Genomic DNA, 20,507 nt, shown 5'->3' with positions numbered 1-20,507 from the left:
TTGGGGGCGGCGTGGTTCTGCCTATCTACCCTCAATCACGAGCGGGCCGCTGCCAGAGCGGAGCCAATCCTCGCAACTGTTGAGGACAACATCGAGCGGCAGCCGAGAGGGGCCCTTTAGCGCGCATTCCCACACAACTCCGACACGCCAGCCATCCGCTTCAAGTGTTAGCACAGCAATCGCGTCCCTTTGTCTATTGCGTTGGATTTTGCTCCGCCAGTATTCGGGTCTGCTAGACGGCCATTTGAAAATCTTACAATCATGGCCGTGCCAGAAACATCCGTGCGCAAAGAGAACAGCCCTCCGCTTGGGAAATACTAGATCGGGCTTTCCGGCCAGCTTCTTGCTATGAAGCCGGTATCGGAGGCCCCGCGCGTGAAGACCCTTTCGGAGGGCTAATTCCAAGCGTGTGTTCTTTCCGCGGATGCCGGACATCATCCGGCTCCGCACTTCCGGGGAGACGATGTCAGGCATAGGCCCGCTCAGTGATCAAATCTCCTTGATTTTCGCGCTCCAGTGCAGCCTCAATCCAAGGCTTCATGCCCTCTGCGATGAATTCGACCACGGGCACCACTACGGCGTTGCCGAACTGGCGATAAGCCTGCGTATCCGAAACTTCTATCCGGAACGGGCGACCGGGTCGCTCAAACCCCATCAGGCGGGCACACTCTCTAGGCGTAAGGCGACGGGGCCTGTTGCCGGGCCGATCCACGAGTACCTCGGAACCGTCCTTGTAATAACGGGCAGATAAAGTGCGCGTGACATCGTTAGGGCCGAAGAGGCTGTAGCCAAAACCGTTACCCTTGGCTGCATGCTTTTCTTTGTACTTTTGAAGATAACTCCATAGATGTTCTGTAAGTGTGTATTTCGAGCTGACCTGATCAGCGGGTTCTAGAATGCTCCCCAGCTTTGGTCCTGGGAGCGGAGGTGGCGTCAGTGCGTCGATATCAAAGCCGCATTGATCCCTAAAGCCCACAATGAAGATCCGCTCGCGCTTCTGGGGCACCCATGGCTCGGAGCTGATGACACGATGCTGGACATGGTAGCCCAACTCGTTTCGTAGCACATTGATGATGGTCGCAAAGGTTCGTCCGCCGTCATGGTTTTCGAGATTCTTGACGTTTTCCAGCAGAAACGCCTTCGGCCTGTGGTGTGCAATAATGCGTGCTGTATCAAAGAACAGGGTTCCTTGCGTATCACACAGGAAGCCGTGGGGGCGCCCTAGTGCATTCTTCTTGGATACACCCGCGATGGAGAACGGCTGGCATGGAAATCCTGCCAGAAGAACGTCATGCTCCGGAATGAGGTCGGGATCTTCTGAGTATTCCCTGATATCACCTCCAATGGGGTGATTGTCGGGATAGTTAAGAGCGTAGGTTTTTCTGCTGAACGGATCCCATTCCGATGTGAACACGCAACGTCCACCAATGCTCTCAAAACCCATACGGAGACCGCCAATACCCGCGAACAGATCGATGAAGCGAAACGCAGGTCCCTCCGATCCTGTTGCATTTTCACATCGGTCCGCTGCGGCCTGACGAAGCATCCGGATAGCAAGGCGATTTGGTTCGCTCTCGCCGCTGACGTACCTGAGGGCCTGTCGTTCAGATACCTCGATGAAGGTCGCGGCTTGCTCAAGCGTCATGCCTGCCTTGTCACAAAGCTGGGTGAACTCAGTCGTTCTGCGGGAGCGCATAAGATGCTCGAATCGTTAAATGCGAGGAAATAATGCGTCAAAGTGGCGGAAAACGTCCCGCCGCGCAAGCGCCGTGTTCTCTGTCTGTTCTGGATAGCTGGCTTTTACCTGCGGCTTCTAGTCGCCCGGACGGTTTCGCGCAGAGACTTAAGAGTGGAAATTGGGTCCTGCACTATGCATCTGGTTGGGTCGGCTAGACCCTAGGCGTAGGCTCTCGCCCCCGCTCATCCCCCCGCAAACACCTTCGCCACCACGGCCCTTGCGTCCGACTGAATCTCCGCCAGGTGGTCGGCGCTCAGGAAACTTTCGGCGTAGATCTTGTAGACTTCTTCCGTGCCGGAGGGGCGGGCGGCGAACCAGCCGTTTTCGGTGGTGACCTTGATGCCGCCGATCGAGGCGTCGTTGCCCGGCGCGCGGGTCAGGCGCGCCGTGACCTTCTCGCCGGCGAGCTCGTCGGCGTCGATCTTCGACGGGTCGAGTTTTCCCAAAATCGCCTTCTGCTCCGTCGTCGCAGGCGCATCGATGCGGGCGTAATAGGATTTGCCGAGATCGGCGGTGACCGACTGGTAGAGCTGGTTGGGGTCGCCGCCGGTCTTGGCGGTGATCTCGGCCGCCAGCAGGCCGAGGATGATGCCGTCCTTGTCGGTGGTCCAGACCTGGCCGTCGCGGCGCAGGAACGAGGCGCCGGCGCTCTCCTCGCCGCCAAAGGCGAGCGAGCCGTCGATCAGCCCGGCACTGAACCATTTGAAGCCGACCGGCACCTCGACCAGCTTTCGGCCCATCTTGGCGACGACGCGGTCGATCATGCCGCTGGAGACGGCGGTCTTGCCGAAGGCGCTCGCCGCCTTCCAGTCCGGCCGGTGGGCGCAGAGATAGGCGATCGAGGCGGCGAGAAACTGGTTCGGGTTCATCAGCCCGCCCGACGGCGTGACGATGCCGTGCCGGTCGGCGTCGGTGTCGTTGGCGAAAGCGATGTCGAACCTGTCGCGCAGCGCGATCAGCGGCGCCATGGCGGAAGGCGACGAGCAGTCCATGCGGATCTTGCCGTCCCAGTCCGCCGTCATGAAGGCGAAGGTCGGGTCGACGACGTCGTTCACCACGGTCGCGTCGAGGTGATAGCGCTCGATCATCGGCTCCCAGTATTTCACCGCCGCGCCGCCGAGCGGGTCGATGCCGATCTTCACGCCGGCGTCGCGGATCGCCTCCATGTCGATGACACTGCCGAGATCGGCGACATAGGGGGTGATGTAGTCATACGGGCGGATGCAGGCTTCCTGGACGGCGCGCGCATAGGGCAGGCGCTTCACGCCGTCGAGCCTGGCGGCGAGGAATTCGTTCGCCGCCTTGCCGATCCAGCCGGTGACGTCGACATCGGCCGGGCCGCCATTCGGCGGATTGTACTTGAAGCCGCCATCGTCGGGCGGGTTGTGCGAGGGGCTGATGACGATGCCGTCGGCGAGGCCCTCGGTGCGGCCGCGGTTATAGGTGAGGATGGCGTGCGAGATCACCGGGGTCGGCGTGTAGCCGCCCTCGGCGTCGATCCGCGTCTCGACGCCGTTCGCCGCCAGCACCTCGATCGCCGAGGCGAGCGCGGCTTCGGAGAGCGCGTGCGTGTCCATGCCGATGAACAGCGGGCCGGTGATGCCGGCCTGTTTGCGATAGAGGCAGACGGCCTGGGTGATCGCCAGGATGTGCCATTCGTTGAAGGCGGCGGCAAAGGCGGAGCCGCGATGGCCCGACGTGCCGAAGGCGACCTTCTGCGTCGGGACCGCCGGATCGGGCCTCAGCGCGAAATAGGCGGTCATCAGGCGCGGAATGTTGGTCAAAAGCGCGCGCGGGACCGGCTTGCCGGCGAGGGGGCTCAGATGGGTTTCCGACATGACGCCTTCTCTGCGATTCCAGACCGATGCGGTGGAGGACGAGCATGAAGGCCGGCGGTGTCGGGAGCAAGACGAATTGGCGCTTTTCCGCCTGACGCAGCGGCGCGAACGGGCGGCGCGCGGCGTCAGCGCCGGTTGCGCTTCTGCCGCGCGGCGACGGTCTCGGCATTGTGGGTGACGGCGGCGCGGACGAGCGCCTTGAAGGCTGCCTCGTCGAGCGTCTCGCCCTCATGGATGTCGATGGCGCGGCGGGTGTTGCCGGTGAGGCTCGCATTGAACAGGCCCGACGGGTCGTCGAGCGAAGCGCCGCTCGCAAAGGTCAGCTTGACGGCGTTCCTGTAGCTCTCGCCGGTGCAGATTATGCCGTCATGCGACCAGACCGGCACGCCGCGCCACTTGATCTCCTCGATCACGTCAGGATCGGCCTCGCGGATCCAGGCGCGCACGCGGGCAAGCGCCGGGCCGCGCCAATCGCCGAGCTCGCGGAGGATCGTGTCGATCTGGCGGGCGGGCGAGGTCAGGTCATGCTCGGTGGTGTCGTCCTCGGCAGCCGTCATCATCGGGCCTCGCTGTCGCGTTGAGGGAACTCACATCTTCTCGCCGGGCAGCCGGCTCGCCTGCTTCACCCAGGCTTCGAACTGAGCTTTGTCGAGGGGCTTGTCCTCGTAAATGTCGAGATAACGGACATGTTCCTGCTTCGACGCGCCGGGCGGCGGCGGATCGAGCGCGGCGCCGCGGAAGAAGGCGACCTTCACGTATTTCGTCATGCAGTGAAAGCTCAGGAACCAGACGTCCTTTTCGAGACCGTAGAAGGGGGAGTTCCACTTCACCGCCTTTTGCAGGCCGGGCACGGCGCGGGTGACGATCGCGTCGAGCTCTTCGCCGATCGCGCGCTTCCAGCCCGGCATGGCCGCGATATAGGCGGCGACCGGCGCCTCGCCATAGCCCTTCGGGATCTGCGGATTGCCGCCGGAAAGCAGCCTCGGCTTGTCGCCTGACGCAGATGTCTCGGCGGCGCCCGTCGATGCGGGGGCGGTCTTCCGGCTCATGCGCTGGCTCCCGTCCTGCGGGGGGATCTCGATGCCGGGCCGGGGCGATCCCGAACCCGGCGCGGCAATCCTAGTGTCGTAACGTCGAAACCGGCAAACGGTTCGGCTCTAGCTCTTGGTTCAGTCGCGCCTTCTTCACGCAAGCCGGCATCCACTTCGCTCGAAAGCGCGCTAATCCGTCTTGCGGAAGGTCAGGCCATGCTCGACGGCGGCCTTGCCGAACTTGCCGCGCACCTTGTCGATCGCCTCTTCCGCCTTCGCGCGCTTGGCGGCGGCGGGGTCGACAAGATCGTCCGGATCGGCGAGGCGCGGATCGGAAAAGTCCGAGACGGAGACGCCGATCAGCCGGTAGGTCGTGCCGTCCGTCTCATGCGTCAAAAGCTGTTCCGCCGTGCGAAAAATGCGGTCGGCGAGCCGTGTCGGATCGGCGAGCTGGCGCGAGCGGGTGCGAAGCTTGAAATCGGCCGATTTCAGCTTGAGCGTGACGTTGGAGGCGGCGAGATCGGCGCGCTTCAGCCGGGCGGAGACCTTCTCCGACAGGCGGCGCAGGATCGGCCGCAGGCTGCCAAAATCCGCGAGGTCGTGCTCGAAGGTCGTCTCGGCGCCGATCGACTTCGCCTCCTGGCGCGGCTCGACGACGCGGCGGTCGTCGGCGCGGGAGAGGCGGGCGAGGCGCAACCCCATGACGCCGTAGCGCCTGGCGAGGTCGCTCTCCTCCATGCGCTGCAGCTGGCCGATCGACTTGATGCCGTCCTCGGCGAGGCGCGCCGCGAGCGCCCGGCCGACGCCCCAGATCATGCCGACCGGCTTGTCGGCGAGGAAGGCGAGCGCCTCGGCGCGGCCGATCACCGAGAAGCCGCGCGGCTTGTCGAGGTCGGAGGCGACCTTGGCGAGGAACTTGTTGAAGGAGAGGCCGACCGAGATGGTGATGCCGATCTCCTGTTCGACGCGGCGCACGAAGCGCGCGATCGTCAGCGCCGGGGCGGCGCCGTGCAGCCGCTCCGTGCCGGAGAGATCGAGGAATGCCTCGTCGATCGAGATCGGCTCGACCAGTGGCGTCAGCTCCTGCATCAGGGCGCGGATCTGGTGGCCCACCGCCACGTATTTCTCCATGTTCGGTCGAATCACTGTTGCGTCGGGGCAGAGCTCCAGCGCCTTGAACATTGGCATGGCCGAGCGCACGCCGCTGATGCGCGCGATGTAGCAGGCGGTGGAAACGACACCGCGCTTGGCGCCACCGATGATCACCGGCTTGTCGGCAAGGCTCGGATCGTCGCGCTTCTCGATCGCCGCATAGAAGGCGTCGCAGTCGACATGTGTGATGGATAGGCTGCCGAGCTCGGGATGCGAGACGATGCGCGGGCTGCCGCAGGCGCGACAGCGCGGGCCTGCAGCAAGCGTCAGGCAGTCGCGGCAGAAGCCGGCTATGGCGTTGGCAGGGATCGACATGACGGCCCGGATGGCGGCTCGATGCCGCGAGGGGCCCAAATTACAGGCCGCGACCGGTCATCGCAATTCGTCGCGGCGTCGCTCCAATCGTCCGTGGCGGTGGCCTGTTCAGTTGCGATGCGGCGAGGGCGGATGATATAGCGGGCGGATGTTTTCGCCGCGTGCCGGCGTGTCCAACCGGTTCTTGCCAAAGGGTTCTCGCCATGTCCGTCGACATCGCCACCGTCAAGCGGGTCGCTCATCTCGCCCGGATCGCTGTCACCGAGGAGGAGGCTGCCTCCTTCCAGGGCGAGATCAATGCCATCCTCGGCTTCGTCGAGCAGCTGAATGAGGTCGACGTCGACGGCGTCGAGCCACTGACCTCCGTCGTCGCGCAGACGATGAAGAAGCGCGCCGACGTCGTGACAGACGGCTACTACGCCGATCGCGTCGTCGCCAATGCGCCGGTTTCCGACGACGATTTCTTCGTCGTGCCCAAGGTCGTCGAGTGACCTCTGGCGCAAGCCGCAGACTTTCCGAAGAGGGCGCGCGCGTCCTCGAGGTGACGCCGGTCACCGCCTCCGCCTCCTGACCTTCGAGATGCCGATGTCTTCGACAGACCTGACCAGCCTGACCATTGCCGAGATCCGCGACGGATTGTCGGCCAAGGCCTTTTCCGCGACGGAACTGACCCAGGCGTACCTCTCCGCGATGGAAGCGGCGCGTTCGCTCAACGCCTATGTGCACGAGACGCCGGACCAGGCGCTCGCCATGGCGGCCGCCTCGGACGAGCGGCTGGCGAAGGGCGAGGGCCGCGCGCTCGAGGGCGTGCCGCTCGGCATCAAGGACCTGTTCGCGACCGAGGGCGTGCATACCCAGGCCGCGTCGCACATCCTCGACAATTTCAAGCCGCGCTATGAATCGACGGTGACCGCCAATCTCTGGAACGATGGCGCGGTCATGCTTGGCAAGCTCAACATGGACGAGTTCGCCATGGGCTCGTCGAACGAGACGTCCTATTACGGTCCGGTGGTCAATCCCTGGCGCCGCGAGGGCTCGAACGCCCAGCTGGTGCCGGGCGGCTCGTCGGGCGGTTCGGCCGCCGCGGTGGCCGCGCGCCTTTGCGCCGGCGCGACCGCAACCGACACGGGCGGCTCGATCCGCCAGCCGGCCGCCTTCACCGGCACCGTCGGCATCAAGCCGACCTATGGCCGCTGCTCGCGCTGGGGCACCGTCGCCTTCGCCTCGTCGCTCGACCAGGCCGGCCCGATCGCCCGCACCGTGCGCGATGCCGCCATCCTGCTGAAGTCGATGGCCTCCGTCGACGACAAGGACACGACCTCGGTCGACCTCCCGGTTGGCAATTACGAGGGCGCGGTCGGCCAGTCGGTGAAGGGCCTGCGCATCGGAATCCCGCGCGAATACCGCCTCGACGGCATGTCGGAAGAGATCGAGGCGCTCTGGCAGCAGGGCATCGCCTGGCTCAAGGATGCCGGCGCCGAGATCGTCGATATCTCGCTGCCGCACACGAAATACGCGCTGCCGGCCTATTACATCGTGGCGCCGGCCGAGGCTTCGTCCAACCTGGCGCGCTATGACGGCGTCCGCTACGGCCTGCGCGTGCCGGGCGAGGATATCGCCTCGCTCTACGAGAATACGCGCTCGGCCGGTTTCGGCCGAGAGGTGAAGCGCCGCATCCTGATCGGCACCTATGTGCTGTCGGCCGGCTATTACGATGCCTATTACGTCCGCGCGCAGAAGATCCGCACGCTGATCAAGCGCGATTTCGACCTCGCCTTCGCGGCCGGCGTCGATGCCGTGCTGACGCCGGCGACGCCGTCCGCCGCCTTCGGTCTCGCCGAAATGGCGACGGCCTCGCCGGTCGAGATGTACCTGAACGACATCTTCACCGTGACGGTGAACATGGCCGGCCTGCCGGGCCTCGCCGTGCCGGCCGGACTCGACAAGGCGAAGCTGCCGCTCGGCCTGCAGCTGATCGGCCGGCCGTTCGAGGAAGAGACCCTGTTCCGCCTCGGCCAGGTCGTCGAAGACGCCGCCGGCCGCTTCTCGCCGGCCAAGTGGTGGTGACGCCGTCATGACGCGTACGCCGGCCGACTGCACCACCAAGGCCCATATCCGCACCGAGATCGACAGGCTCGACGGCGAGCTGGTGGCGCTTCTGGCGGAGCGGTTCGGCTATGTGCGCCGGATGGCGGAGATCAAGTCCTCGCCGGACGAGGCGCTGGTGCCGGAACGGGTCGACGAGGTGCTCGACCGGGTCGCCGTCGCCGCTGTGACCGCCGGGCTCGACGAGGAACTCGCGCGCGATCTCTGGCGCAAGCTGATCGAGTGGAACATCGACTATGAGCGGCGGACGATCGCCGCGCGGCTCGGGCAATAGTTGCCGGGCAAGGCTCAAAGGCCGGCGGACGGAAGTCCGCCGGCCTTTTTCGTTTCAGCGGTTGTTCAGCTGCGCGCGCACGGCGTCCAGCCCCGCTCGCGTGATGTGGTAGGGCGCGCCGCCCTTCGAGGCGATCAGGCGCCGGCGCTTCAGGCGCAGGAACAGATCCAGCGTGCAGTCGCTCAGGATCCAGCCCTCGCGGGTGGAGCAGTCGACCGCGACGAGGCGGCCTTCTTCATTCTTGTGATGGCGGATGGTCGCGCCCTGGGCGAGCGCATGCAGGATGCGCTGCTCGAGTTTCGAGACGTTCATCGATCGTTGGTCCGGATGTCGGTGATTGAAGCCGCAACAAAGCGGGCCGCGCAGCGACGACGCGCGCGGACTTCAAGCCCTGCCTAACGGGGGCAGGGAATCACCGGGACTCAAGCGAGCGGAACATCCAAACTCCTACGGAACGGCAGCGTTCATAGATGTATCATGCCGCGGCGGCAAGGCCGGTCGCCATCTGCGCCGTCGAACGGGCGGTCGGCGTTGCCGCCGTGCCACGCAGGGAGGGGAGGATCATGACGGGGAAAGACGCCACCGACATCGCGGGATTTCGAGCGTCGCTCGTGGGGACACGGCCGCCGGAAGGGCTGGCGGCGCCGCTCGCGGCGCTGTGGCATCTGGAGAAGGGCGACTGGGAGGCGGCGCATGCGCTCGTCCAAGACGATGCGAGCCGGGCCGGCGCCTGGGTGCACGCCCATATCCATCGCATCGAGGGCGACGACTGGAATGCCCGTTACTGGTATGGCCGCGCCGGCCAGCCGGCGGGGGAGGGTGATCTCGACAGGGAGCGGGCGGCGATCCTGTTCGCGCTGATGCCGAGCTGAGGGCCCGGCGGATCGCTCCGCCGGGCGGGATCGGGCGAGGTGCCCTATCCGATTACCAGGAGCGCTTCAGCCAGAACGTGGTCGCCCAGGCGTCGCCGTCGATCGCGGAGGTGTCGGAGTCGACCTTGTTGTAGGCGGCGTCGGCCAGCAGCTCGAGGCCGGAGACCGGCTTGAAGCTGACGGTGGCGCCGACGCGCATGGCGTCGAACTCGCGGTCGGCCCAATTGCTGTAGTCGGCCGTGCCCTCGAAATGGGCGTAGCCGGCGCTGAGCGACGACCAGACGCGATCGGTCCAGACGTGCTTGTAGGACGCGAACGCGCTCCAGCTGTCGCCCGGAATGGTGTCGAGGCCCTTGCCGCCGGCGGCCGTGCCGGTGGTGTAGCCGGCGACCGAGGTGCCGCCGGTGATGCCGGTGAAGGAGTTGCCGTTCTGGGCGTAGCTCGCCGAGAGCTGCAGCTTGTCACCCTTCGACAGGCTGTCGAGCGCGAATTCGACGATGCCGCCGACAGCGTAGCCGTCCTTCGGATCCCAGCGGGTGTTGATCGGGTCGATGTCGATCGCGTGCTTGAAATAGGCGCCGGCGATCTTGGTCTTGAAGATACCGGCTTCGTAGGTCACCGCACCGACGATGTCCGGCATGTTGCTGTTGCCGCCGAAACCATGACGGTCGCCGACTGCGTCGCGATCGCGCGGATCCTCGAGCGAGATGGCAAGACCGAAGCCGTTCACGGCGTAGGACAGTTCGATGTGGTCGGTCTTGGTGTCCGACGCGAACATGCCCTTGTCGTTGAAGCCCTGGCCGAAGTCGAACAGCGAGTCGAAGTAGCCGGCCTTGAGCGGGCCGAACTGCAGATAGGCCGAGTCGACATAGGCCGACTTGGTCGACTCGTTGATGTAGTCGGTGGCCGTCTGGCCGGTGCCGGGCGAGTTGCCGGTCTTGGCGCGGAAGTCGAGGAAGCCGGTCAGGTTGCCGTATTCGGTGATCGACGCGCCGGTCAGCTGGATCGAGGCTTCGGAGACGAAGTTGCCCCAGTTGCTCTCCGGGTAGTGCTTGTTGAAGGCGTCGAAGTCACTGTCGCCGAACGAGGTGATGAACTTCACATAGCCGCCGACCTTGATGCAGGTGTCGGTGCCGGGCGAGTAGAAGAAGCCCTTGCCGAAGGCGTCGCAGACCTTCACGTAGTCGACCGGCTCGGCGACGGTGAGGTCGGCAGCCTGGGCCGATCCGACGAGGATCATCGCGGCCGCAGAGCCGAGAAACAGAGATTTAAACGTCATTTCTGACCTTCCAATTCGGGAGCTTGGCGAGCGGCTTCGTTGGCGCGCGGCGCGATCCGCAGATCCGGCCGGCCAGGCGATGCGTCCGCTGCCCCCATTCCTGATGGTCGTCCGGAACCACCCCGTGTCCGTCGACGACACCGGCCGCGACCCCTCGCGACCGGCAGGCGCAACCTAGCCATGGCAGGATGAACTGCAATCTGGAATCAGGTCGAATTCCAGTATTACAGTTTTATGTACTTCGTGGGTTGCTCAAATGTCTCGGTCTAAAATGTAATGAGCCGGCAATTCATAATTGATACCCACAATAGTTTTGTGAATTAAACTTGGAAAGGGGTGTCCATAGAAGAAGTTCTGTTGGCTTTCGATAGACGTCATTTGTGTGGTGACGCCGCTGGAGGGAAGTCCAGTCGGAGCCGAGACCTGGTCCTGCCGTCGTGATCCTGTCCCCAGGCGGCGATCGAGATTGGCGACCGGTCTGCACTCATCATCCCGCCGGCGGGGAGGCTTCACGGGATTTCACGAGGCCGTGAGATCTGGTTGATCTGAATGTCGAAATATAAGCTCCGCCAATCTGACGGAAACGGCGTCCGACAAGATCCTAATCCGAGGTTCCTGGAGATTTTCTCAGAGCAGGGGCGTGGAACTCTCTTCACGCTGAAGCATTCTGCGCCTGGGGGGTATCGGATCTGAATTCTATTGGATGGAGGGCTTCATGATAGGATTTCGGCGGACCTCTATATCTTTGGTCTTTCTGGTCGGAACGATGTTGGTTCCCGCCCATGCCGGAGAGCTGGGCGGCGTAGTCAGCGGCGTGACCGGGGCCGTGGGCAATACGGTGACCGGGGTGACCGGTGCTGTCGGCAATACTGTCGGCGGCGGCCTCGGCAACACGGTCAGCAAGACGGGCGGCGCGCTCGGCGGGACCGTCAGCAGCCTCGGCAATTCCGTTGGCGGCACGGTCGGCAGCGTGACCGGCGGCCTGACCGGAGCGGGCGACGGCACGGCGCCGAGCGGAAACGCGCTGCAGAGCACGCCGAAATCGACGCTACTGTCCGGCATCGACGCGCGGCTCGACGTGTTGTCGAAGCGCGAGCTGGTCCGGCTCTGTCTCGGAGTCGGCGGCGCGGCGAGCTGCGGCGGGCAACGCGAGGACGTGATCAAGCTGGTCGATGCGCGGCTGAAGCTCCTGCCGAAGGACCAACTCGCCAATGTCTGCGTCAATGTCGGCGCGGATTGCGGCGGCAAGGGCGGCACCAAGGTAACCGCCAAGGTGCTCGGCAAGAACGGTGTCGCCGACGCCAGGGTCACGTCGAACCTGATCGGCGGGATCAACGCCAAGGCCGCGGTGCTCTCCAACAAGGAGCTGGCCAAGGTCTGCGTCAATGCCGGCGGCGGTTCGGGCTGCGGCACGGGCGATCGCAGCAAGCTGCTCGGCCTGATCGATACGAGGCTGCAGCTGCTCAACCAGGCCAGCCTGCTCAATCTCTGCCTGAGCGTCGGCGGATCGTGCAGCAGCCGCGTCGCCACCAATCCCGGCGGTCCTGGCAATCCGGGCGGCCCTGGCAATCCGGATGGGCCGACCTCGGTTTCCGACAGCAGCCTGAGCGGTGGCGAGCGTCGGGCCCTGGCGCGCAAGTGCCCGACAATCCTGCGCGATCCGATGTCGTTCGACACCGACCTCGTGCAGCTCTGCAAGCTGGCGCGCCGGATCTGACGATTCATTGGTTGCAGGAGAAGGAGAAGCCGCCGCGCCTCCGCGCGGCGGCTTCCTCATTCCGGATTCGGCATCAGGTCTGCGCCTTGCCGGAGGCGAGCCGGGCCACCATCAGGGCGCCGAGGATGATCGCGCCGTAGATCGCCTGGATCCAGAAGGACGGCACCTGCGCCAGCGTCAGCAGGTTCTGCACGACGCCGAGAAGCAGCACGCCGGTGAGCGCGCCGAACATGGTGCCGCGGCCGCCGTCGAGCGAGATGCCACCGATCACGGCGGCGGCGAAGACGGTGAAGATCATGCCGTTGCCCTGGTTGGCGCTGATCGCGCCGACATAACCGGTAATCACCAGCCCGCCGATCGCCGCCAGGATGCCCGCCAATATGTAGACGCCGATGGTGATGCGCTCGACGCGGATGCCGGCGGCGCGCGCCGCCTCCGGATTGCCGCCGATCGCGTAGAGCGCGCGGCCGAGCCGGTGATAGCGCAGCATGATGGCGGCGATGGCGAAGGCGAGCGCCGCGAGCCAGACCGCGAGCGGCAGGCCGAGGATCGTGATGATCATCAGCGCGTAGAAGGCGTCCGGCAGGTCGAACAGCGTCCGACCGCTGGTGGCGCCGACCAGCATGCCGCGCAGGATGATCAGCATGGCCAGCGTCACGATGAAGGCGTTTAGCGTGAAGCGCACGACGAGGATGCCGTTGACCAGGCCGATCAGCGCGCCGACGCCGAGCACGATCAGGATGCCGACGAAGGTCGGCAGTTCGACGCCGAAGCCGTTATTGGCGACCGGCAGCACGAGCAGGGCGCCGATCGCCGGCGCGAAGCCGGCCGTCGATTCGAGCGACAGGTCGAACTTGCCGGTGATGATGATCAACGACTCGGCCAGTACCACCAGCGCCAGCGCGGCGGAGGAGGTCAGGATGGTGTTGATGTTGCCGTGGGTCAGGAACGCCGGGCTGATGAAGGCGCCGATGATGATCAGGATCACCAGCGCCGGCAGCAGGGCCAGGTCGTGCAGGCGGATCCTCGACCGGCGCGCGGCCGGCTTGGCGGGGCTGGCCAGGGTCGTCGCGGCCGTGGCGGATTGATGCGTGTTCATGCGAGCTCGATCCCTTCGATGGAGGCGACGAGCGCGTTGTCGCTCCAGCCTGCCTTGTGTTCCGCGACGACCGATCCGTGCCGCATCACCAGCACGCGGTCACAGGTCTTCAGATCCTCGATCTCGCCGCTGACGACGAGGATCGCCTTGCCCTCCTGCCGCATTCGCTCGACCACGGTGAGCAGCGCCTCCTTCGATTTGACGTCGACGCCGGCGGTTGGATCCATCAGCACCAGCACGGAGGGCTCGTTGGCGAGCGCCCGGCCCATCACGACCTTCTGCTGGTTGCCGCCGGAGAGGCCGGAGACGAGCTGGTCCGGGCCCTGCGTGACGATGCCGAGCGACTGGATCGTCCGGTTCGTCAGCTCGGCGCGGCGCTTCGGCGCGATGAAGCCGAGCGGGCCCATGTGGCGGTTCACGGTCATGGTCGCGTTGTCGGCGACGGATTGCGACAGCACGAGGCCCTGGTCGTGCCGGCTCTTCGGCACGCAGCCGACGCCGAGTTCGAGCGCCGCGCTGACGTCGCCCGAGGGCAGGGTCTTCCTGTCGATGCGGATCGCGCCGCCGGAATAGGGCGCGAGGCCGGCCACCGCCTCGGCGAGACCGATGCGGCCGCCGCCGGTCGGACCGGAGAGGCCGACCACCTCGCCACGGCGGATGGTGAAGCTCACCTTGTCGAAGTCTTCGCCGGAGAGATTGTCGATCTCGAGCGCGACGGCCGCGTCGGCGGGCACCGTGCGCCCGGCCGCGTCGGCGACGGCGAGGCTGGCATGCTCGCCCGTCATCGCCTCGATCAGCCGGTCCTTGGGCAGGTCGGCGACGGGCGCGGTGATGATGTGGCGGGCGTCGCGCAGCACGGTGACCGTCTGGCAGATCTCGTAGACCTCCTGCAGGTGGTGCGAGATGAACAGGAAGGTCACGCCGGCCGACTGCAGCTCGCGGATGCGGACGAAGAGACGCTTGATCTCCTCGCCGTCGAGCTGGGCGGTCGGCTCGTCGAGGATGATGAAGCGGGCGCCATAGGAAAGCGCGCGGGCGATCTCGACCAGCTGGCGTGCCTCGATCTTGAGATCGCCGGCGCGGGCATCCTCCGAGACGGCAACGCCCCATTGGTCGAGCAGCGCGCGCGCCCGGCGGCGCAGCGTCGACCAGCTGATGAAGCCGTGCTCGGTCGGATGGCGGTTGATGAACAGGTTCTCCGCGACGGTCAGGTCGGGGATGATGGTCGAATGCTGATAGACGCAGGCGACGTGGCGGCGCCAGCCTTCGCGGTCGGCGATCGCCGGCGCGGGCTCGCCCGAGAACAGCACCTCGCCCGAATCCGGCGCGCGCAGGCCGGTCAGGATGCCGACCAGCGTCGACTTGCCGGCGCCGTTGCGGCCGACGAGCGCGTGCGACTCGCCCGCGAACACCTTGATGTGCGCCTCGTGCAGGGCGGTGGTCGGCCCGTAGCGCTTGGAGACGCCGCGCGCCTCGACGATCGGGACCGCGGGATCAGTCGACGGCATGGCTGCCTCGCCGGTGGTGGGAGGAATGAAGGGGCATCGAATTCTCCGGAGCTGAGGCGGATCGGCGCTCGCGCCGATCCTTTGCGTCAGGGGCTGACCGCAAGTTCCTGAAAAGGTTCGGGAAGCGGCACTTCCCGAACCTTTCGATGCTGCTAGAGCTGGTTGCCCCAGAAGGCCTTGTCGTCGACGTTTTCCTTGGTCACGAGCGGGGCCGCGAGCTGGTCCTCCAGCACGCCCGGGCGAACCTCGACGATGTTGCTGTCGTGGTCGGTCGGGCCGGGCGCGAAGGTCTTCCCGTTGATCGCGTCCTTCAGGTACTGGATGCCGTATTTCGCGTAGAGATCGGCCGGCTGCGAGACGGTGGCGTCGATCTCGCCCTTGCGGATCGCGTCGAACTCCTGCGGGATGCCGTCGTTCGAGACGATGACGATGTGGCCTTCCTCGCCGGCCGGCTTCAGCATGTTCTTGCGCTTCAGCGTCTGCAGCGTCGGTGCCAGGAACACGCCGCCCGCGTGCATGTAGATCGCCTTCAGGTCGGGCTGCGCGTTGAGCAGCGCGTCGAGGCCGGCGGCGGCATCTTCACCCGACCACGCCTTGGTCGGGATCTCGAGCAGCTTCAGCTTCGGATAGTTCTTGGTGATGCACTCGCGAAAACCGTTGCCGCGGTCGCGCCCGTTGATCGAGGCCTGGTCGCCCATGATCTGGACGACCGGGCCTTCCTTGACGTTGTCGCCGATGAACTTGCAGGCCTTCTCGCCATAGGCGAGGTTGTTGGCGCGCACGACGATCGCCACGGGGCCGTTGTCGGGGGCGACGTCGACGGCGACGACCTTGGCGCCGGCCTTCTCGGCCGCCTTCAGCACGGAGCCGGCGGCGGCGGATTCGAACGGCGAGAAGATGATGCCCTTGGCGCCGAGCGACAGCGCGTTCTGCACGCCGGTGATCTGCTTGGCCGTGTCGAACTCGGAGTTGAACGGCTCGAGCAGCTCGACGCCCTGCTTCTTCGCCTCCTCGACGATGTAGCGGTTGTAGGAGGTCCAGAACGGCGAGGTGAGGGTGGTCAGGTCGACCGCCACCTTCTCGCCATCCGCCTTGGCGCCGCCCGCCCCTATCATCGTCGCCAGAAGTGCCGCGCCCAGGATCGGGGCGGTCTTTTTCAGCATCTTCATGTGGTTTCCTCCCACTGGTTCAGTCACGCAGTCCCGTGCCGGGGAGCGACCGGTTGTTCCGGCGGCCTCGTTCCCGCGGCGACGTCCTCCTCCGACATCGCGCTAGACCGTCTGGCGTCCGCCCTCAGGCGCGGACTGGAAAATCCTCCGGTGCGCGCGACATCATGGCATCGCGGCTCGCGAGCAGATGCGCCCGGAGCGCGGCGACGGCCTGTTCGGCTTCGCCCTTCGCCAGCGCCTCGACGATCGCGGAATGCTCCTGCCGCGTCCGCTCCAGCGTGTAGTTCTTGAGCGTGAAATTGCGGATCGTCTGGGTCTGGCGCTGGATGACCTTGTGCCAGCTGGCGATCGTCTCGTTGGCGCCGAGCTGGACGATCAGCTCGTGGAACTCGCGGTCGAGGCGGATGGCCTCGGCCAGCGCCTCGCTGTTCTGCTTGGCGACCTCGGCCATGTGCGCGTCGAAGATGGCGCGCAGATTGGCGACGAATTCCGGCGTCGCCCGGCCGGCGGCGATGCCGCGTCCGAGCGCGTCGAGCTCGACCAGCATGCGCGCCTCGAAGATCTCGCGGATAACCTCCGGCGTGAACCGCCGCACCACGGAGGCGCGGCGCGAGGCACCCTCGATCAGGCCGTCCCGCGCCAGCATGGCGAGCGCTTCCTTGACCGGCGTCTGGCTGATCATCAGCTCGCCGGCGAGCTGATCGGCCAGCAGGCGTTGTCCGGCCGCCAGGCGTCCGGAGACGATCTGGCTCCGCAACTCCTCATAGGCCTGCTCTGCGAGTGTGGCGCGCTTCAGTTTGGGCATGCCGCAACGATAAGCGTGTATCTGGCCCGCTCGCAATAAAAAATTTTTTGTTTCTTTTGGTCGTCCGATCCGGTAGCTCGGTTATCGAGAGACGGATATTTGAGCAGAGCCCGATTGCCATGCCGCTTCCTGATCATGAGCCTTTGCAACAACTTGGCGGACAGCCCTCCGATGGCGGCGAGCGCAGCGATGCGCGCCTGCTGCTGCTGTCGGAGGCCGACAACGTGCTGGTGGCGCGTTCCCGGATCCGGGCGGGTGAAGCCGTCGCGGTCGAGGGCACGACGGTGACGCTCGCCGCCGACCTGCCGCTCGGCCACAAGCTGGCGCGGCGGCCGATTCGGGCCGGCGAGAAGATCGTCAAATACGGCGCGCCGATCGGCACCGCGACCAAGGCGATCGCGGCCGGGGCGCCGGTGCACGTCCACAATGTGAAGAGCGACTATACGCCGACCTATCATCTGATGGACGCGGCCGGCGGCAAGGAGGGACGGGCATGACCATGCAAGGCTCGACCATGCAGGGCTGGCTGCGCAGCGACGGCCGCAAGGGCATCCGCAACACCGTCGTCGTCGCCTATCTCGTCGAATGCGCCCACCATGTCGCGCGCGAGATCGCGATCCCGTTTCGCGAACACGACGTCCATGTCATCGGCTTTCCGGGCTGCTACCCGAATGCCTATGCCGAGCGGATGATGGAACGGCTCTGCACCCACCCGAATGTCGGCGCGGTGCTCTTGATCTCGCTCGGCTGCGAGAGCTTCAACAAATACGCGCTGGAGCGCGTGGTGCGCGAGAGCGGCCGACCGGTGAAGACGATCGTCATCCAGGCGACCGGCGGCACGCGCAAATCGATGGACGAGGGCAGGGCCTTCGTCGCCGAGCAGCGCGCCCTGCTCGATGCCGCGCCGACGGTTCCGATGGATCCGAGCGAGCTCGTCATCGGCACGGTCTGCGGCGGTTCCGACGGCACGTCCGGCATTTCCGGCAATCCCGCCGCCGGGCGCGCCTTCGACATGTTCGTCGCCGAGGGCGCCGCCTGCATCTTCGAGGAAACGGGCGAGCTGATCGGCTGCGAGCACATCATGGCCGCGCGGGCCGTGACGCCGGAGCTGGGAGCGATCCTGGAACAATCCGTCGCCAAGGCGGCGCGCTACTACGCGACGCTCGGCTATGGCTCGTTCGCCGCCGGCAATGCCGAGGGCGGGCTCACGACCATCGAGGAGAAGTCGATGGGCGCCTACGCGAAATCCGGCGCCTCGCCGATCTCGGGTCTGATCAAGCCCGGCGACGTGCCGCCGCATGGCGGGCTCTACCTGCTCGACGTCGTGCCGGATGGCGAGGTGCGATTCGGCTTTCCGAACATCAACGACAATGCCGAGATCGCCGAGCTGATCGCCTGCGGCAGCCATGCCGTGCTGTTCGTCACCGGGCGCGGCTCGGTCGTTGGCTCCGCGATCTCGCCGGTGGTGAAGATCTGCGCCAATCCCGAGACCTACCGGCGGATGGAGGACGACATGGATGTCGACGCCGGGCGGATCATCGAGGGCAAGGCCAGCCTCGACGCCGTCGGGCGGGAGATCCACGATCTCGTGGTCGGACTCGGCCAGGGCGGGCGCACCAAGTCCGAGGAACTGGCGCACCAGGAATTCGTTCTTGGCTACAAGAGCTTCGAGCCGATCGGGCCAGCCTGCCTGCCGGTCTGACGGGGCAATCGAGCACATCAGGGAGGATGCTTTGACCGATATGACCGCGCGCCTCGAGGCGTGTTACACCGGCGTCGTGCACGACGTCATGCGCGCCATGGGCCTGCGTGACTTCACGCTGCCGGCCGAACTGCGGCCGATCCTGCCGGAGCGCGCCATGGCGGGCCCCGCCTTCACCATCGAGGGCCGGGCCGATCCCAAGGCGGACGGTCACGAGACGCTGCTCGCTTGGACGGGGCTGCTTTCCAAGGCGCCGGCCGGCTCGATCTGGGTGTCGCAGCCGAACGACCGGGTCGTGGCGCATATGGGCGAGCTCTCGGCCGAGACGCTGAAGAACAAGGGCGTGCGCGGCTGCATCGTCGACGGCTTTGCCCGCGACGTGAATTTCCTGCTGGAAATGGGCTTCCAGATCTGGTGCCGGGGCTTTACCCCGCGTGATATTGTCGGCCACTGGCTGCCGGTCGCGACCGAGGTTCCGATCGAGATCGGCGGCATCGCCATCCGGCCGGGTGACTACTTCCTGGGCGACCGCGATGGGCTGGTCCGCATTCCGGCGGAGCATCTCGCGGAAGTGGTCGAGCGGGCCGAGACGGCGATTGCAACGGAAAACCGGGTCCGGACCGCCATCCTCGCGGGCACGGACCCTCAAGAGGCCTATCTGAAATATGGCAAGTTCTGATCTGACCCCGACTGAACCGCTGCATCCGCTGCTGGCGGAAGGCGTCGCCGCCCGGCGCGCCCGGCCCGCCTTCCCCGATGTCGGGCCCGAAATTGCCAAGGCGATGTTCGAGGAAATGCAGGCGAATCCGGACCGCATGCCGGAAGTGGTTGTGGTCGAGGCGATCGAGGTCGCGGGCGCGGCTGGTCCGCTGCGCGCGCGGCTCTATCGACCCAACGTCGCCGCCTCGGCGCCGCTGATCGTCTATTTCCACGGCGGCGGCTTCGTGCTTGGCAGCTACGATACGCATGACCGCAATGCCCGCCGTCTCGCCATCGCATCGGGCGCGATCGTCGTCTCGGTCAACTATCGCCTGGCGCCCGAGCATCCCTTTCCCGCCGGTCCGGCGGACGCCGACGCGGCGCTCGCTGATCTCCTCGCGCGCGCCGCGGGCCTCGGCGCCGATCCCGAGCGCGTCTTCGTGGCCGGCGACAGCGCCGGCGCGACGCTGGCGATCGCCGCCGTGCTGCCGGGGACCGGCGAACGCGGGCGCCAGCCCGCCGGCCTGATCGCGTTCTATCCCGTCACCGACATGACGGCGATCGGCGTCGGCGAATCCTATCGGGCCTTCGGCGACGGCAGCGCCGGCCTGTCGACCGCCGATATGCTCTGGTTCCGCGACCTCTACGCGCCGGATCCCGACAGCTGGAACGACCCACGCTGCTCGCCGCTCGCCGCCGACCTCGCCGATCTCAAGGCGTTGCCGCCGACGCTGGTGGTGACGGCGGCCTATGACGTGCTGGCGCAGGACGGCGCCCTGTTCGCCGCCCGCCTCGCGGCGGCGGGCGTGGCCGTGACCCACAGGCACGTCCAGGGCGTCAATCACGGCTTCATCGGCGTGCCGAACCCGCCGCCGGCCACGATCGCCACCTATGAGGCGGTGGCCGAGTGGATGGAGTCGGTGGCGTAGGGGCGGCCAAGGCACCGAGCCGTTCGGGCCGACGGGATACCCTCTGCCATCATCCTGCGGTGCTTCGCGTCAGCGAAGCCTCGAAGGAGGATCCAGCGGGGCACTATCGGCTTGCCGACGACGCCCTGCCGCGATCCAGATCACGGTGTTCCCTGGACTCTCCTTCGAGGCCCGGCCTTGCCGGGCACCTCAGAATCCGGCCCATAATTCAACATCGGGCTTGGCTGAGGCGCCTGACGAGGAGTTTGATGCAGGCGATCATCAGCCAAGCGTG

At 66.1% G+C, this 20,507-nt stretch carries 21 protein-coding genes; 9 read left to right on the top strand and 12 right to left on the bottom strand.

The window, feature by feature from the left end; genetic code table 11:
• Positions 1-21: 21 nt before the first annotated feature.
• The 6 genes from G539_RS26710 to G539_RS0111660 form a co-directional block, all read right to left on the bottom strand.
• Positions 22-474, bottom strand: a complete 453-nt coding sequence (locus tag G539_RS26710) for a very short patch repair endonuclease (RefSeq protein ID WP_084639960.1) — start codon at positions 472-474, stop codon at positions 22-24.
• Positions 467-1,645, bottom strand: coding sequence for a DNA (cytosine-5-)-methyltransferase (gene dcm, locus G539_RS26705; RefSeq protein WP_281173898.1), 1,179 nt, complete (start codon positions 1,643-1,645; stop codon positions 467-469). The genes G539_RS26710 and dcm overlap by 8 nt, the downstream gene beginning before the upstream one ends.
• A 275-nt stretch (positions 1,646-1,920) precedes the next feature.
• Positions 1,921-3,576, bottom strand: a complete 1,656-nt coding sequence (gene pgm / locus G539_RS0111675) for a phosphoglucomutase (alpha-D-glucose-1,6-bisphosphate-dependent) (RefSeq protein WP_029075365.1) — start codon at positions 3,574-3,576, stop codon at positions 1,921-1,923.
• 125 nt (positions 3,577-3,701) lie between these two features.
• Entirely contained in the window at positions 3,702-4,136 is a 435-nt protein-coding gene (locus G539_RS0111670; protein ID WP_029075364.1) for a DUF1801 domain-containing protein, read from the bottom strand.
• A 27-nt stretch (positions 4,137-4,163) separates the two neighbouring features.
• On the bottom strand, positions 4,164-4,625 hold the full coding sequence (locus tag G539_RS0111665; RefSeq protein WP_029075363.1) for a DUF1801 domain-containing protein: 462 nt from the start codon (positions 4,623-4,625) through the stop codon (positions 4,164-4,166).
• 171 nt (positions 4,626-4,796) lie between these two features.
• Entirely contained in the window at positions 4,797-6,074 is a 1,278-nt protein-coding gene (locus G539_RS0111660; RefSeq protein WP_029075362.1) for a DNA polymerase IV, read from the bottom strand.
• 203 nt (positions 6,075-6,277) lie between these two features.
• Here G539_RS0111660 and gatC point away from each other — a divergent pair, with 203 nt between their 5' ends.
• From gatC to G539_RS0111645, 3 genes are all read left to right on the top strand, one after another.
• Positions 6,278-6,565, top strand: coding sequence for an Asp-tRNA(Asn)/Glu-tRNA(Gln) amidotransferase subunit GatC (gene gatC, locus G539_RS0111655; protein WP_029075361.1), 288 nt, complete (start codon positions 6,278-6,280; stop codon positions 6,563-6,565).
• Between the two features lie 94 nt (positions 6,566-6,659).
• Positions 6,660-8,141, top strand: a complete 1,482-nt coding sequence (gene gatA, locus G539_RS0111650; RefSeq protein WP_029075360.1) for an Asp-tRNA(Asn)/Glu-tRNA(Gln) amidotransferase subunit GatA — start codon at positions 6,660-6,662, stop codon at positions 8,139-8,141.
• A gap of 7 nt (positions 8,142-8,148) precedes the next feature.
• Positions 8,149-8,454: a chorismate mutase gene (locus G539_RS0111645; RefSeq protein ID WP_029075359.1), complete on the top strand. Its 306-nt coding sequence runs from the start codon at positions 8,149-8,151 to the stop codon at positions 8,452-8,454.
• A gap of 54 nt (positions 8,455-8,508) precedes the next feature.
• On the opposite strand, the gene G539_RS0111640 is transcribed toward G539_RS0111645, so the two are convergent.
• On the bottom strand, positions 8,509-8,766 hold the full coding sequence (locus G539_RS0111640) for a YjhX family toxin (protein ID WP_029075358.1): 258 nt from the start codon (positions 8,764-8,766) through the stop codon (positions 8,509-8,511).
• Positions 8,767-9,017: 251 nt separating this feature from the next.
• Between G539_RS0111640 and G539_RS0111635 the strand changes: the two genes are divergently transcribed.
• Positions 9,018-9,326, top strand: coding sequence for a hypothetical protein (locus tag G539_RS0111635; RefSeq protein WP_029075357.1), 309 nt, complete (start codon positions 9,018-9,020; stop codon positions 9,324-9,326).
• A gap of 52 nt (positions 9,327-9,378) precedes the next feature.
• Here the strand turns inward: G539_RS0111635 and G539_RS0111630 are convergent, their stop codons facing one another.
• The gene (locus G539_RS0111630; protein WP_084639959.1) at positions 9,379-10,605 is read right to left on the bottom strand and encodes a porin; all 1,227 of its coding nucleotides are present in this window, start codon (positions 10,603-10,605) and stop codon (positions 9,379-9,381) included.
• 847 nt (positions 10,606-11,452) lie between these two features.
• Here G539_RS0111630 and G539_RS0111625 point away from each other — a divergent pair.
• Entirely contained in the window at positions 11,453-12,322 is an 870-nt protein-coding gene (locus G539_RS0111625) for a hypothetical protein (protein ID WP_156911941.1), read from the top strand.
• Positions 12,323-12,395: 73 nt separating this feature from the next.
• Here the strand turns inward: G539_RS0111625 and G539_RS0111620 are convergent, their stop codons facing one another.
• The 4 genes from G539_RS0111620 to G539_RS24530 form a co-directional block, all read right to left on the bottom strand.
• Positions 12,396-13,421 carry an ABC transporter permease gene (locus G539_RS0111620; protein ID WP_029075354.1) on the bottom strand — a complete coding sequence of 342 codons (1,026 nt, stop codon included), beginning with the start codon at positions 13,419-13,421 and terminating at the stop codon, positions 12,396-12,398.
• A complete protein-coding gene (locus G539_RS0111615; RefSeq protein WP_029075353.1) occupies positions 13,418-14,929 on the bottom strand; it encodes a sugar ABC transporter ATP-binding protein in 1,512 nt (503 codons plus the stop codon). Before G539_RS0111615 ends, G539_RS0111620 begins: the two co-directional genes overlap by 4 nt.
• Before the next feature lie 152 nt (positions 14,930-15,081).
• A complete protein-coding gene (locus G539_RS0111610) occupies positions 15,082-16,098 on the bottom strand; it encodes a sugar ABC transporter substrate-binding protein (RefSeq protein WP_029075352.1) in 1,017 nt (338 codons plus the stop codon).
• Between the two features lie 124 nt (positions 16,099-16,222).
• Positions 16,223-16,903, bottom strand: coding sequence for a GntR family transcriptional regulator (locus G539_RS24530; protein WP_051231323.1), 681 nt, complete (start codon positions 16,901-16,903; stop codon positions 16,223-16,225).
• Positions 16,904-17,022: 119 nt separating this feature from the next.
• Between G539_RS24530 and G539_RS0111600 the strand changes: the two genes are divergently transcribed.
• The 4 genes from G539_RS0111600 to G539_RS24525 are packed head-to-tail and all read left to right on the top strand — an operon-like array spanning position 17,023 to position 20,233.
• Positions 17,023-17,400 carry a UxaA family hydrolase gene (locus G539_RS0111600; RefSeq protein WP_084639958.1) on the top strand — a complete coding sequence of 126 codons (378 nt, stop codon included), beginning with the start codon at positions 17,023-17,025 and terminating at the stop codon, positions 17,398-17,400.
• A complete protein-coding gene (locus G539_RS0111595; protein ID WP_051231321.1) occupies positions 17,397-18,605 on the top strand; it encodes a UxaA family hydrolase in 1,209 nt (402 codons plus the stop codon). The genes G539_RS0111600 and G539_RS0111595 overlap by 4 nt, the downstream gene beginning before the upstream one ends.
• Positions 18,606-18,645: 40 nt before the next feature.
• The gene (locus tag G539_RS0111590; RefSeq protein ID WP_245576873.1) at positions 18,646-19,284 is read left to right on the top strand and encodes an RraA family protein; all 639 of its coding nucleotides are present in this window, start codon (positions 18,646-18,648) and stop codon (positions 19,282-19,284) included.
• Positions 19,271-20,233 carry an alpha/beta hydrolase gene (locus tag G539_RS24525; protein WP_051231320.1) on the top strand — a complete coding sequence of 321 codons (963 nt, stop codon included), beginning with the start codon at positions 19,271-19,273 and terminating at the stop codon, positions 20,231-20,233. The genes G539_RS0111590 and G539_RS24525 overlap by 14 nt, the downstream gene beginning before the upstream one ends.
• Positions 20,234-20,507 lie beyond the last annotated feature (274 nt).

Origin of the sequence: Kaistia adipata DSM 17808 (genome assembly GCF_000423225.1) — a bacterium.
GTDB classification, from domain to species: Bacteria; Pseudomonadota; Alphaproteobacteria; order Rhizobiales; family Kaistiaceae; genus Kaistia; species Kaistia adipata.
The sequence above is the reverse complement of the archived record's forward strand: the minus strand, read 5'-3'. Positions and strand labels throughout refer to the sequence as shown.